Source organism: Candidatus Schekmanbacteria bacterium, from assembly GCA_003695725.1.
Taxonomy (GTDB): Bacteria; Schekmanbacteria; GWA2-38-11; order GWA2-38-11; family J061; genus J061.
Map to the genome: position 1 here is coordinate 13597 of RFHX01000180.1, position 13772 is coordinate 27368.

At 37.1% G+C, this 13772-nt stretch carries 10 protein-coding genes; 4 read left to right on the forward strand and 6 right to left on the reverse strand.

Going from position 1 to position 13772, the window contains the following annotated elements:
• The first annotated feature begins 214 nt into the window (after positions 1-214).
• The 4 genes from D6734_07210 (at position 215) to D6734_07225 (ending at position 3886) form a co-directional block, all read left to right on the forward strand.
• Complete coding sequence (locus D6734_07210; GenBank protein ID RMF94654.1) at positions 215-1237, forward strand: phosphoribosylformylglycinamidine cyclo-ligase; 1023 nt, start codon at positions 215-217, stop codon at positions 1235-1237.
• Between the two features lie 61 nt (positions 1238-1298).
• Positions 1299-1910, forward strand: coding sequence for a phosphoribosylglycinamide formyltransferase (locus D6734_07215; GenBank protein RMF94655.1), 612 nt, complete (start codon positions 1299-1301; stop codon positions 1908-1910).
• A gap of 12 nt (positions 1911-1922) precedes the next feature.
• The gene (locus D6734_07220) at positions 1923-2795 is read left to right on the forward strand and encodes a hypothetical protein (GenBank protein ID RMF94646.1); all 873 of its coding nucleotides are present in this window, start codon (positions 1923-1925) and stop codon (positions 2793-2795) included.
• Between the two features lie 50 nt (positions 2796-2845).
• On the forward strand, positions 2846-3886 hold the full coding sequence (locus D6734_07225; GenBank protein RMF94647.1) for a hypothetical protein: 1041 nt from the start codon (positions 2846-2848) through the stop codon (positions 3884-3886).
• A gap of 9 nt (positions 3887-3895) precedes the next feature.
• Here D6734_07225 and D6734_07230 read toward each other — a convergent pair whose 3' ends face one another.
• The 6 genes from D6734_07230 to D6734_07255 all read right to left on the reverse strand — a co-directional run bounded on the left by D6734_07230 (position 3896) and on the right by D6734_07255 (position 13744).
• The gene (locus D6734_07230) at positions 3896-6061 is read right to left on the reverse strand and encodes an ATP-dependent RecD-like DNA helicase (GenBank protein ID RMF94648.1); all 2166 of its coding nucleotides are present in this window, start codon (positions 6059-6061) and stop codon (positions 3896-3898) included.
• 132 nt (positions 6062-6193) lie between these two features.
• A complete protein-coding gene (locus D6734_07235; GenBank protein RMF94649.1) occupies positions 6194-7603 on the reverse strand; it encodes a sensor histidine kinase in 1410 nt (469 codons plus the stop codon).
• The gene (locus D6734_07240) at positions 7596-8294 is read right to left on the reverse strand and encodes a DNA-binding response regulator (GenBank protein RMF94650.1); all 699 of its coding nucleotides are present in this window, start codon (positions 8292-8294) and stop codon (positions 7596-7598) included. The genes D6734_07235 and D6734_07240 overlap by 8 nt, the downstream gene beginning before the upstream one ends.
• Positions 8291-9373 carry an MSMEG_0568 family radical SAM protein gene (locus D6734_07245; GenBank protein ID RMF94651.1) on the reverse strand — a complete coding sequence of 361 codons (1083 nt, stop codon included), beginning with the start codon at positions 9371-9373 and terminating at the stop codon, positions 8291-8293. The genes D6734_07240 and D6734_07245 overlap by 4 nt, the downstream gene beginning before the upstream one ends.
• Before the next feature lie 121 nt (positions 9374-9494).
• Positions 9495-11960 carry a hypothetical protein gene (locus D6734_07250; GenBank protein RMF94652.1) on the reverse strand — a complete coding sequence of 822 codons (2466 nt, stop codon included), beginning with the start codon at positions 11958-11960 and terminating at the stop codon, positions 9495-9497.
• 5 nt (positions 11961-11965) lie between these two features.
• The gene (locus D6734_07255) at positions 11966-13744 is read right to left on the reverse strand and encodes a hypothetical protein (protein RMF94653.1); all 1779 of its coding nucleotides are present in this window, start codon (positions 13742-13744) and stop codon (positions 11966-11968) included.
• Positions 13745-13772 lie beyond the last annotated feature (28 nt).

Here is a 13772-nt window from a genome sequence, read left to right on the forward strand (position 1 = left end):
CTTTTTTTGAGATTTAATGGAACTAACATAATATGACAAAAAAAATTTCTTTTATTGATTCTTTCTGGTAATTATATGAAATCAATACTTGCGAAATTTTTGTCTTTGATATAGCCAGAGAATGATGACTGATTATCAGAAAATTCTGGAAATCAATTAGACGACGCGCAGTCTTTAACTCTTACTTTTGAGGCAGAAAATGAGCAAAAAGAGAATTGACTATAAGTCATCTGGTGTTGACATCTCATCGGGGAATCTATTCATTGAAAAGATAAAACCCCTTGCCCGCTCAACTTTTACAGAAGGTGTAGTTTCTGATCTTGGTGGTTTTGGGGGGTTTTTTCGTATTCCGCAGGGGCTAAAAAAACCCTGTCTTGTTTCTGCTACTGATGGAGTCGGCACTAAATTGAAAATTGCTTTTGAAGCTGGAAAGCATTCGACAGTGGGAATCGACCTTGTGGCGATGTGCGCAAACGACATCATCGTTTGCGGTGCAACACCGCTGTTCTTTCTTGATTATTTTGCCACAGGGAAACTCTCTCTTGATGAAGGAATCGAAGTGGTAAAAGGGATTGCAGAAGGATGCAGACAAGCAGAGATGGCGTTAATTGGCGGCGAAACTGCTGAAATGCCGGGTTTTTACAAGGAAGGAGAATACGATTTGGCTGGCTTTGCCGTAGGTATCGTAGATGAAGCCAATATTCTCCCTTCAGGCAATATCAAGGAAAATGATGTGATAATAGGGCTTGCCTCGTCGGGATTACACAGCAACGGATTTTCACTTGTAAGAAAGCTTTTCTTTGATGAATTGGGTTTATCGGTAAAGGATGAATTTCCAACAGAAAAGGGAAAGACAGTGGGAGATGTCCTTTTAGAACCTACAAAAATTTATGTCAAAACAGTGAAGCCCCTTTTGAATGCCTATCCTGTTAAAGCGATTGCTCATATAACAGGTGGAGGATTGATAGAGAATATTCCAAGAATATTGCAAAAAAATCTGTCAGCCGAAATCAATTCCGATTCTTGGGAACTGCCCAATATTTTTCGTTTCATTATGGCGCAGGATATGATTGAAAGAGAAGAACTATACCGTACTTTCAATATGGGTATAGGGCTGGTTCTTATCGTCGATGAAAAGGAAAGCGACAACATCTTGACTCACTGCATTTCGTCCGGGCAAAAAGGCTGGAAGATAGGACGCATAGTGAGAGGGAACCATAAAGTCATAATCAATTAGTGAAAATATTTTAATTCTTTTAAAACTTTTTCAATTTGATGTGGGAGAGATAAAAGTGAAGATGCCAAAAAAAATCGGAGTTCTCGTTTCGGGAAGGGGAAGCAATCTTCAGGCGTTGATTGACGCAATAAAAGAGAAAAAAATCAATGGTGAAATCGCAATAGTAATAAGCAATAAAGCTGATGCTTTTGCATTGAAAAGAGCAGAAAATAACGGAATCAAGACTGCTGTCGTCGATCATAGAAAATATTCTACACGAGAAGATTTTGAAAAGGACATTATCGAACATCTTGAAAGAGAAAAGGTAGAGCTTGTTTGCCTTGCAGGGTTTATGCGTGTTTTAACTCCCTATTTTGTCTCGAGGTATAGAAACCGCATTATAAATATTCATCCTGCGCTTCTTCCTTCTTTCCCTGGTGTAAATGCGCAAAAGCAGGCTATAGATTATGGTGTCAAGATAAGTGGATGCACAGTGCATTTTGTTGATGAAGGGACTGATACAGGACCAATTATTTTGCAAAAAGCAGTTGTGGTGAATGATAATGATGATGAGCACTCTCTTGCTGAAAGAATTTTGAAAGAGGAGCACAAGGCATATGCAGAAGCAGTTTCTCTTTTCTGTGATGACAAGTTGGAGATCGAAGGAAGAAAAGTTATAATCAAAAAAGAATAGAAGGCATTCCCTATGCAAAAAGTTGAATCTCTTTTTCTGATTTATATTTTTGTCTTTTTTTCTTTTTTCACTTTATTTGTCTCAAATGGTGAAAGCGGTGAGGTTCCTTCCAATGTCATTGCAGATGTGGGTGGAAGAAAAATTACTATTGATGAGATTGACAGCATAATAAAACTTTTACCAGAAGATTTACAGGTCCGTTATCTAAATAAAAAGTTAAAAAGAGATTTTATAAGAGACTATATTGAAACAGAGCTCCTATATCTTGAAGGTAAAGAGAAGGGAATTGAAAAAGACAGAGAGTTTTTGCTGCGCAAGAAAAGCATAGAAAGAGCGCTCATTAGGGATATTTATATTAAGAAATATGTGGCGAAAAACCTGTCTGTCTCTGAAAATGATGTCGTTGATTACTATAACAAGCATAAAAGTGATTTCAAACACAGTGACTATGCTTTTGCGTCACATATTCTTTTACGATCACAGGAAGAGGCAGAAAAGGTCAGGAAACTTTTAGATGAAGGGAAAATTTCATTCAAAGATGCAGTAAAGAGGTATTCTATAGATAAAAAAACGATTCAAAAAGATGGAAAGCTTGGTTTAATCCATGAGAATGAGCCGTTAAAGGGATACAGAGATTCTTTGGAACTTGTCAAGAATATCTTTTCTATGAAACCGAATGAAATAGGAGGCCCCTTTAAAAGCGGTGAAGGATATCATATAGTCTTTTTAAAAGAGATAAAAAAAGGCAGACCAAAAAGCCTCGATGAAGTGAGAGGAGAAATAGAGATGATTCTTGATAAAGAGGAGACAGTCAAAAAGATTGAAAATGAAATAGCCCGATTAAAAAAGAAGTATAAAGTGAAGATTTATAAAGAAAATTTTTAGAAAAGTGTTTATGAGATGCATTCGTAAATTTACTTGAAATTGAAAAAGTGATGATGGATGCAAATGACCTTCCTTATCTTCAAGCTGCACATGGAAAGAGGCCTTCACGGATCCCTATTGTTATTGAAATACAGAGTGTAACTTCTCCATCAAATAAAAAACTTCGTGAGAGATATTCATTTTCAGAGATAATGGAAAGCCCTGAATTGAGTTCGCAATGTACTGTTAATCCTGTCATAGAAGTAGGATACGATGCCGCAATTCATGTATCGGACCTTCTTGTGCCCTTCCGTAGTATGGGATTTGATATTATGTTATCCGAAGATGGAGGACCGCGCGTATCTAATCCTGTGAGAAACGCAGAAGACATTGAGAAAATGCCAATACCTGATCCTGCTGAAGCAATGAAGGTATGGCTTGAAGCAATGAGATTATCAAAAAAAGAACTTACAGGTAAGGCGCCCCTCATTGGTTGGATAGGAGGGCTGATGAGCACAAGCGCTTTCTTAATCGAGGGAAAGGCGCCAACGGGGATGAAGGCTTATTACAATTTCAAGAAAATGATGCATTCAATGCCTGAATTTTTTCATTCCCTAATGGAAAAACTGACAGAATTTTATCTCTCTTCCATTTCAGCCCAGGTTGAAGCAGGCGCCGATGTTATGATGTTGCTTGATTTAGGCGCTCCTGCTGTATTGTCTCCAGAGGATTATAAATCCTTCTGTTTCCCCTATGTAAAGAAACTTTCCGAGAGAGTAAAAGCAGAAGGAGTCCCTTTGCTCTTTGCCTGTGACGGATGGAGTTTCCTTTATTCGCCTATTGAAGAATTGAATCCTGATATCTTAGCTGTAAGCTGGACGGTTGATATTGGAGATGTAATAAGCAGATTTGAATACAAGCAGGTTGTACAGGGAAATTTAGAGCCTTACTGCCTTTTTGCTGATGAGAAGGAGATTGAGAAGAGAGTAAGAGAGATAGTTGAAAAAGGACTTCGTGCTCCTGCTCATATATTTAGTCTTGGCGGATGGATTGTAAGAGATACGCCCTATGAAAAAGTGCATTTTTTAGTTGATCTTGTCCATAGCCTGTAATTTTATATTTTATTCAGTCTTTAAAATCCGTTCTTTCAGTAGGGTATATCTTTCCTGAACCCTATTGTTTTTTATTGCCATCCAGATAGCTTTTCTTGTCCCTGTTAGAACAACGAGTTTTTTACCTCTTGTTATTGCAGTGTATAGGAGATTTCTTTGCAGCAGATAGTAGTGTTGTGTCAAAATTGGGATAATGACAGCGTTATATTCAGAGCCTTGCGATTTATGTATTGATATTGCGTAGGATAATGTGAGCTCATCTAATTCTCCAAAATCATATTCTACATACCGGTCGTCGAAATTGACTACAAGATTTTGTTCTTCAAAGTCTATTGCTTCGATGATTCCGATGTCGCCATTGAATACTTCCTTTTCATAATTGTTTTTAATCTGCATAACCTTGTCCTTCTGCCTGAATATTTTGTTGCCTCGCACTAATTCTTTTTTTTGAGGATTTAAAATGTTCTGAAGAACACTATTGATATTCATTGCCCCGACCGTTCCTTTGTGCATTGGCGTCAAGACTTGAATATCTGTGAAAGGATTATATCCGAATTTCTGAGGTATTTTTTTGCAATAAAGTTCCTTTATAATATTCAAGACTTTATCTTGATCTTCTTCTTCGAAAAAGTAGAAATCGCCTTTTTCCTCACGCTTTATTTTTGGGATTTTTGGAAAATCTCCTCTGTTTATTCTGTGGGCATTTATGACGATATTGCTGTTAGCTTCCTGTCTGAATATTTTTTCAAGTTTTACACAGGCGATTACGTTTGATTCGATAAGATCTCGCAAAAGATTGCCCGGGCCAACAGAAGGAAGCTGATTGACATCTCCTACCATTAAAAGGCTGCAGTCCGGAGGTAGCGCTTCAAGAAAATTCGCAAAAAGTGGAATATCAATCATTGAAGATTCATCGAGGATTATTATATCTGCTTTCAATGGCGAATCTGAATTCTTCAAGAAACATCCCATACTTGGATTATATTCGAGGAGGCGATGAATCGTCTTGGCTTCCATTCCTGTAACTTCGGACAATCTTTTTGCCGCTCGTCCGGTAGGAGCAGCCAGCAATACTTTTAAAGCATTCTTTCTGCAGATGGTAGTAACAAACTTTAGAATCGTAGTTTTTCCTGTACCAGGACCACCTGTGATTATTGACAGATTGTTTGAAAAAACAAGCTTTATGGCTTCCTTCTGTTCTTTTGCGAGTTTTATTTTTTCAGAATATTCTAAATTTTCTATTTCGCTCTCAAGGTTGCAGATTGAGTGGAGACTCTTTGTATTGATCCTTTCTTTTAAAATAGCAGAGATCTTTACCTCTGCATCATATAGCGAATTTAAATAAATCAATGGTTGTCTGCCGTCTGAAAATGATTCTTTTATCAATGTTCCTCTTTCCAAAAGTGATGAGAGTGCTTCTTCTACTAATTCAGGTTTGTTTATTTCAAGAAGTTTAGAACATTCTTCAATCAGGCCCTCCTGCGGATAACAGGTATGTCCGTCTTCAAGTAAATTTTCAAGTTGATAAATTATGGCGGCTTTTATTCGTTCAGGAGATTCCGGATCGAATCCACTTGAGATGGCGATTTTATCAGCTGTTTTGAATCCAATGCCTGCAATATCATATGCCATCTGATAGGGATTATTTTTTAACACAGCGATACAGCTATTGCCATATCGCTTATATATTTTAGATGCATATGCTGGGCTTATCCCATATGATTGAAGGAATATCATTACATCTCTAACCTTCTTTTGCTCCTGCCATGCCTTGATTATTACTTCGAATTTTTTATCTCCTATACCTTCTACCTCTTTTAATTCTTCAGGGGAGTTGTCGAGAATGGAAATTACATTTTCACCGAATCGTTTGATTAGTCTTTCAGCAAGCACAGGGCCTATACCTTTTATGATTCCTGACTCGAGGTATTTTTGAATTCCTCTTTTTGTTTTTGGGAAAACCCATTTGTAGGAAGTTACTTTAAACTGTGAACCAAATTTTTTATGTGTAGTCCATTCCCCTTCGATTCTAATGGCTTCACCCGGATTTATGCCTGTCATATTGCCGACAGCTGTGATACCTCGATTGTCTTCAATTAGGAGTTTAATCACTGTATAGCCATTATCATCGTTGCTGTATACTATTCTGTCTACTATGCCTTGAATTACTGCCATTATCTTTCTCCTGTAATGATAACTTTATTTTATAAGGCCTCCATCTGTCAACAGCTTGTATAAAGAGCTAATTTTTTTCCCTTTTCGATAGAGACAGATGAAATTTAGGAGTGGAAGATAATCAACTCATATTTAAAGGGGTAGGGTAAAGGTTATTGTTGTCCCTTCGTTGAGTTTGCTCTCTGCTCTGATATCTCCTTTATGAAAAGCAATTATTCTTTTACAGATTGCAAGTCCAAGCCCGCTTCCACCCGAATCTCTTGCTCTTGATTTGTCAACCCGATAGAATCGGTTGAATATTTTGGGAAGTTCCTCCTCTGGTATTCCCTTACCGTTGTCTTTGACAGAAATTTCGATTTTCCCGTCTACTATATGGCCTGTTATAACTATTTTTCCGCCTTCTTCAGTATGTTGAAGAGCATTTGAAATGAGATTTGAAATTACCTGTTTGATTTTTGCTTTGTCCGCTCTAATTTTTTGATTGTTGAGTCTATCAACAAATTCCATTTCAATATTCTTTCTTTTTATGCTTGCTTCGAATTGGTTGTAAAGCTCATTCATCAGTGTGGAAAATTCGATATCTTCGAGATTGAGCTTTTCAAAGCCAAGGTCTATTTTAGATAGATTAAAGAGATCTTCAATCAGAGAGTTCATACATCGTATTTCTTCGATGATGTCATTTAGATAATCTCTCCTCTTTTCTTCACTAAGATTTTTGTCAATAATGATTTCTGCATCTGTTTGAATTCGTGCAAGGGGAGTGCGAAGCTCGTGTGAAATGTCGGCAAGCAGATTTTTCCTGTTTTCATGAAGCTGGCGAATCCTTTCAGACATTTGATTGAAATTTGCTGCAAGCCTTCCGATTTCATCGCCGGATTTTACATCAACGGAGTAACCGAATTTTCCACTTGCCAATTTTTGGGACGCATCTATGAGTTTATTTATTGGATTTGTTATGTTGCGGGATATTGGAAATGCCGAGAGGGCAATTATGAGAATGCATAGAAAGAGCATTATCCAAAGAAAAGCCCTTCTTTCCTTCGGATAGAAAATTTTGTGTTTGCTTTGAAGTAAATAGATATTGTTGTCCCTGTCTCTTATCAATGTGTTGAAAAGCATTTCACCATTTCCTGTGCGCAGGTATTTTCTCGTTGCGCCTTCTTTCTCTGTGTCCTTGACTATTTCATCCAATTCTTTGTTTGAGAAAATATTTATATTCTCATTGTCGTAATAAGCTGAAAAAAGTGTCTTTCTGTCTTTCAATCTCAATAATCTGATGTCAGATTCTGTTTTGTTGGAGAAGTCTTCTATCATATTTTTGATTTCTTCGTTATTTTCTACGGCAGATAGATTTTTCATTTTTTCTTCCACAATGCGCCCCATAAATTTTATTTCTCGTGTAATCTCTCTGCTGTAGATTGAGGGTTCGTCAATTACATTTCGTATCAATGCGGTAAAAGCGAATATGATGATGGATATGGCAATTATGAATCCAAAAATTGTCAGGACGATCTTGCTATAAATGCTTTTTATTTTAAACATCGTCAGGATCGAATTTATATCCAACGCCCCAAACGGTTTTTATATATTTTGGATGCTTTGGGTCGTCTTCTATTTTCTGCCTGAGGTGGCTTATATGCGAATCGATTGAACGGTCATAGGGAGAATTATCTTTCCCTTTTTCGAAATCAATCAAGGAATTGCGCGTAAATACTTTCCCCGGATTTTTCATAAAAAGACTAAGCAGATTGTATTCTGTTACTGTGAGTTGAATTTTCTTTTTTCCTTTGGTGATTTCCCTTTTAGGAATATTTACTGAAAATGTGGGATATTTGACGACTTCTGAATGAAAACTGATTTCATTCATCTCCTTAGAACGCCTTATTGCCGCCTTTATTCGTGCAAGGAGTTCTCTCATACTGAATGGCTTAGTAATGTAGTCATCAGCACCTAATTCAAGCCCAACTACTACATCTGTTTCTTCTCCTTTTGCCGTAATCATTATTATTGGCACCATACTCTTTTTTCGTATTTCGCGGCAAACCTCAAGCCCATCCAATTCAGGAAGCATTATATCGAGGAGGATTAGGTCCGGCGGATTTTCATTGAAAAATTCGATTCCTTTTTGGCCATCAGAGGCATGGGTTATGGAGTATTCATCAGCAGGAAGATATTCTTTGAGGTTTCGTACTATTTTAACATCATCTTCTATTATGAGGATATGATTTTTCATTTTTTTATTTCAAATTCTTTGATGGCTGAACAGGCAGCACATTTTACACATCCTGCTTTAACTTCAGTTGATGATAGACCATATTCATCTAAAATTTTAGAAACTTCAACATAAATTTTTTCCTGATATTGAGGAGTGGGAGTGCCAAGATGGTATGTTTCTGTACCTCTTATAGGATGATGAGGGACGATAAAGGGATAGACTCCCATTTGTGCAAGCCATCTACTTCCTTCTATTACAGATTCTGCCGTTTCCCCAAGCCCTATAATGATAAAGGATGTAACTTGATTCTTGCCGAATATTGCCACAGCGCATTTGAGCATTTCTCCAATTTCTTTTAAACTGTGGCAGGATTTTCCGGGAATGTATCTATTTCTTATCTCTTCATCGAAGCTTTCAATATGAATTCCCAGAGTATCTACGCCTGCATCTTTCAATATCTCAAAGGGCTTTTTGTATTCTCCAAATGGATAAACCTGAAGATGAATCGGGATGGAAGACTTTTCTCTAATTTTTTCAACACAACGAGCAAGAAAGGTTGTAAGATGCGAAAAATTTTGAGATGTGCCTGATGTGAGTGTGAGATGCTCGATACCGTCCTCTTTTTCAGCTTTTCTTACTACTTCGGCTAAATCTTCAGGCTTTTTTTCAGCAATAGTAGCGCCATTTTTCAGAGAGAGTTCAATGGCGCAAAATTTACATTTATTACCTTTCCTCCATAATTCACATCGTTGGACAATCGTTGTTGCAAGGCAGTCTTTTCCATGTAAAAGGGCAATTTTTTTATAAGAGATATCATCGCCAGTTTTTTCTTTATAAAATTTTGGGACTGGAGGAAACTTTATTTCGCATATGGCTCTGCCATCTTGCATAAGGGAGAATTTCCCGTTTTGTTTAATAATTTTATATGGGCTTTCTTTACCTGTGTTTTCTGAATATGGCGCATTGATTTGTGTGTCGTTTATTAGAAAAGTTACGCTTCCCGCAGGGCCTGCGCCGCTTGCACGGCCGACCGAAATACCATCGTCAAGTGCAATACCATAAGACTGAAGGTTTACCTTTAGCTTTTTTATATCCATTATGAATCTTTCAAGTGCTTTGATGCTGTTGCTATTCTTTGTTTTTTAATCTGAAAATATTACAAAATGTCAAGAAGGAAAAAATTTTTTTTGATTTTGAGGAACGAATGAGAAGGGAGTTTTAGAAATGCTTCCGAACTTTTATTTTTTGCCATTTGGTTTTTCCATAAGGAGTTATTATCCGAAATTTAACTTTTTTCTTTTTTGCTTTGTTCACTTTTATTATAATAGCATCGTTACCCCATTTTTCTATGGAAAGAACTCCGCCTTTAACGAGCATTTCAGCTGAATATTTATTTGGCCCAAAGTTTTCGCCTTCAACTGTAAAAGACTCCTTTTTATTTACTTTTTTTGGAAAAACACTGTTTATTACCGGCTTATTAACTTCATATGTGAAGTTTTCGCTTGTTGTTTGCAAACCATCAGAGTTTTCTACTATGAACTGTATGGGCCCTTCTTTAAATCCCCAAGGAAGTGAAAAGGTAATTTCATCATTCTGCCAGCTTTCGATAGAACAATCAAATTCAAGATTGCCGTCAGTTGCTTTAACTTTTACCTTTTCATCTCCAAAGTAATTTCCACTAAGTGTAACCTTATCGCCGAAAAAACCTGTATCAGGGCTTATAGATGTTATTGATGGATAATGGGAAAGTTCGGGAAGTTCTGTTCCTTCGATTATTTTTAATCCTCCTTCCCCTCCTGCCAAATACAGCATTGTATTATCTATAAAGATGTCGTTGATTCCATGAGGGTATTTGTTTGGAGGAACAGTTCTAAGTTTAAAAGCTCCTTTATATTGAGGATTTGTATAATCTGAAATATCAAATACGAAAAGCTCGTCATAATATCCGCCCACATACATTTGATTGCCAGAAAGAGCTATTCTGTTTGCACCAAAATTCGTTTTTGTGAAGGAATGAAGCAGTGTTGGAGATGAAGGATTGGAAACATCTACAGTATATAAATATCTTCCACTGGCGACATACAAAATATCGTTCAATTGCTTGACGGAAAGAGCATATATTGCATTTTCAACAGTAAATTCTCCAATTAATCGAGGAGATTGGATATTGCTTACATCGATTATTTTAACGCCAGAGTATCCTTGAGAAAGATAGGCAGTTGTGCCCGAAAGATAAATCCCTTTGGCTTCGTTAACATTGATGGAATCAGGCTTGTATGAGCCAACAAGTGAAGGCGATGTGGGAGTGCTTACATCGATTATCTGTAACCCCTCCTTAGGGCTTGCAAGATAAAGGTAAGAGCCGGAAAGATATAAATCGACAACATTGTCAATGTTATCGTAAGAGCCAAGAAAGGTTGGATTTGCTGTATCGCTTACATCGAGAATTATTACACCTTTATTTGCGGTAGCCAAATATGCGGTGCCATTATCGACAACAACCTTTTGGCAATTTATCGGCTTCCCATCTTCAGCACTACTGTAAGAGCTTTCCCATTTTGGCAAATCTGTATTTGAAATATCGATGATAACAAGCCCTTCATAATAATCTGCTAAAAATGCTTTATCATTGACGATGTAAACGCCCTTGACTCCGCTCACTGTTTTATATCTGCCAAGAAGCTCTGTTTCAAAGTTGTCATTTACATTTATGATATGTAATCCATTCCTTTTATCGGCGATATAGACCTTTGTTCCTTCTACATCAAATGCACTGATAACTGAATTGGGACCTGTACCATAGGATGAAGACTGGATGACAGGATTGAGTGGGTCATTTTTTATATCAAAGAACTTTAAAATTCCTGTTCTGCCTGATGTTAAAAAAAGTTTCGAATCCGTTGCTAAGATATTTCCATCTTTATTGGCATAGGATTTTGCACTTTTAGTGATTTTTGGAAGAAGAGGATTTGAAAAATCAATGACATTAAATCCAGCGAATTTATTCCCTTCTTTTTTGGTCCCATCTATCACATATGCAGTTGAGCCTTTTGAGGTTATTTTTTGAGCATAACCATTGGGGATGTAATAAATGCTTTTTAGATGCGGATTTGCAGGGTCAGACACATCGATTAATTTTACAGCTCCTGACGTTCCGGAAACTGTAAATACATTGTTGTCGGAGATAGAGAGGTCGATGTCAAATGAGCCAACAAAAACTTTGCCGAGGAGTTGTGGAGAAGATGGCGTTGAAACATCAACTATCTTAAAACCTCCTCCATAATCTGCTATATAAGCCAAATTGTTTGAAACTGATATTTCACGCACACTGTTTCCAGTGGAAAAAGAGCCTACTTTATGTGGTGAATAGGGGTTTGAATAGTCTATTATGTCAAATCCTTCATCTTGAGCAACATAAGCAATTTCATTTGAAATACAAAAAGTGTCTAAATCAGTTCCATTGTAAAAAGAAAGAAGTACTGGGTCTGCAGGGGAAGAAGCATCGAGAGCAATTATTCCATTTTCTGTCGTAATATAAATGCGGCTATTTTCTACTTTGACATTATTGTAGCTTCCACCAAAGGTTGATAGCAGATGCATTATCTCGCTTTCAGCTCTTTTATTGACTGAAAGCAGAAGTAATAAGGAAAGAAGAATTATAAACAGATTTTTAATCCTAACCATACCTTTTATTCATACATTGAAGAAATCATAGATATATTCAATTTTACTTGCCTGCTTTTTCCGTATCGTGTTTCTATCCATAATTCTGGATTATTGCTTGTTATTTGTTCGACTTTGAATCTAACTTCATTGTTTTTCCAGGAAGTCAGAACTGCCGAGAAGCCTTTGGCAATCAGCTTTTCAGTCTCGCTTTCTTCAGGACCAAAGTTTTTCCCCTTGATTATTATTTCATTTCCAACAGATATATTTTTTGATGATAATTTATTGATGACAGGATTTTTGCCTTTGAAATAAATTTTTGTTTTTTTCTTTGAAGTTTTATCTGATGAGATAATGAGAATATCGGCTTTTCCTATTCTTGCTCCCCACGGGATTGCAACTGTTATTTTGTTTTCCGTCCATTCTTTGACTCTACACTTGATTTTATTGCCCTTTGATATGATAAAGACTTTTCCCTTTCCTTTTCCAAAACCCGTCCCTTCAAGAGAAAGTCTATCCTTATAGAATACCTTTCTTTTGCTGATTTTCCATATTCCAGATTGTTTGGGTGTTGACCATATTTCAAGTCCCGACCAACCTTGTGACACATAAAGAGTTTTCCCATCAGCGAATAAAGTTCCACCAGTTGGAATTTTTGCTATGAGTTTTGGTTCTGATGGATTTTCAATGTCGAATACGGCGACTCCATAATCAATTTTTCCACCCATCTCATCTGCATCAAAATATGCCAAATTTCCGGATACTGATAGATCGTATCCCGATTCTCCAATTCCTGTCTTACCGATTATGTCTATTAACGATGGATTCTCTGCATCGGCAATGGAAAAACTACCATATATGGTAGAATAATAAAGCGTTGTTTTGTTCGCTGAAAATCCGCTTTCCTTACCGGCATAATAGGCGCCAACAATGGATGGAGAAGAAGGAGTAGTTGCGTCAATAATGATGATACCCTCTTTAGAATTGGCAACATAAACCCTGCCATTGTAACTGTATATTCCAATTGGAGATGATCCACTATAAACCTGAGCTGACAATGTCGGAGAGATAGGATCAGTAACATCTATTATATCAAGGATACCTCCTGCATTTGCAACGAATGCAGTATTTTCCCATTCAGAAACATAAAGAGCATTTTCAGTTTTTATTGAACCTATGAGTGATGGGGAAGTGGGATCAGAAACATCAGCGATGAGTAAGCCATTTTTACCATCTGCAATGTATGCTTTACCGTTCGAAGCAAATATGTCATTGCAATATCCTTTCGTTTCTAAAGCGCCTAAAAAAGTTGGCTTGCTGATATCAGAGGTGTCGATTATAACCATTCCGCCTTCGCCTGTTGAAATATATCCTTTATTATCTTTGACCGATATTCTTATTACCGTTCCGGCTGTAAGATATGATCCTTCCAATGATGGGGATGAAGGATTGCTTACATCGATGATGAACAGTCCGCGTGAATTATTAGTTGCAAAGAGTTTTGAGTTTTGAAGAAATAGACTGCCAATATTCAATTCCAAGTCCAATTTTCCAAGAAGTGTTGGGCTCGATGGATTTGACACATCGAGAATTTGAAGACCTGACTTTTCAGTGCTCAAATAAGCCACCTTATCTTGAACTAAAACATCTCCAATTGAGTCAGAGCCATATTTTGCCAAAAGAGCTGGTGATGAAGGATGACTGACATCTGCAATATAAAGCCCATCATAGGAGGCAATGTATGCTGTTTTTCCTGAAATGTAAATATGGCGCGCCCAATTCGTTGAAAACGAGATATTGCCCACATTAGCAGGTGAAGAGGGATTGCTGATA

Excerpts from the sequence above, each read along its gene's own strand:
- D6734_07215 (RMF94655.1), top strand. The coding sequence starts at position 1,299 with ATGCCAAAAAAAATCGGAGTTCTCGTTTCGGGAAGGGGAAGCAATCTT.
- D6734_07220 (RMF94646.1), top strand. The coding sequence starts at position 1,923 with ATGCAAAAAGTTGAATCTCTTTTTCTGATTTATATTTTTGTCTTTTTT.
- D6734_07225 (RMF94647.1), top strand. The coding sequence starts at position 2,846 with ATGATGGATGCAAATGACCTTCCTTATCTTCAAGCTGCACATGGAAAG.
- D6734_07230 (RMF94648.1), bottom strand. The coding sequence starts at position 6,061 with ATGGCAGTAATTCAAGGCATAGTAGACAGAATAGTATACAGCAACGAT.
- D6734_07235 (RMF94649.1), bottom strand. The coding sequence starts at position 7,603 with ATGTTTAAAATAAAAAGCATTTATAGCAAGATCGTCCTGACAATTTTT.
- D6734_07240 (RMF94650.1), bottom strand. The coding sequence starts at position 8,294 with ATGAAAAATCATATCCTCATAATAGAAGATGATGTTAAAATAGTACGA.
- D6734_07245 (RMF94651.1), bottom strand. The coding sequence starts at position 9,373 with ATGGATATAAAAAAGCTAAAGGTAAACCTTCAGTCTTATGGTATTGCA.
- D6734_07250 (RMF94652.1), bottom strand. The coding sequence starts at position 11,960 with ATGGTTAGGATTAAAAATCTGTTTATAATTCTTCTTTCCTTATTACTT.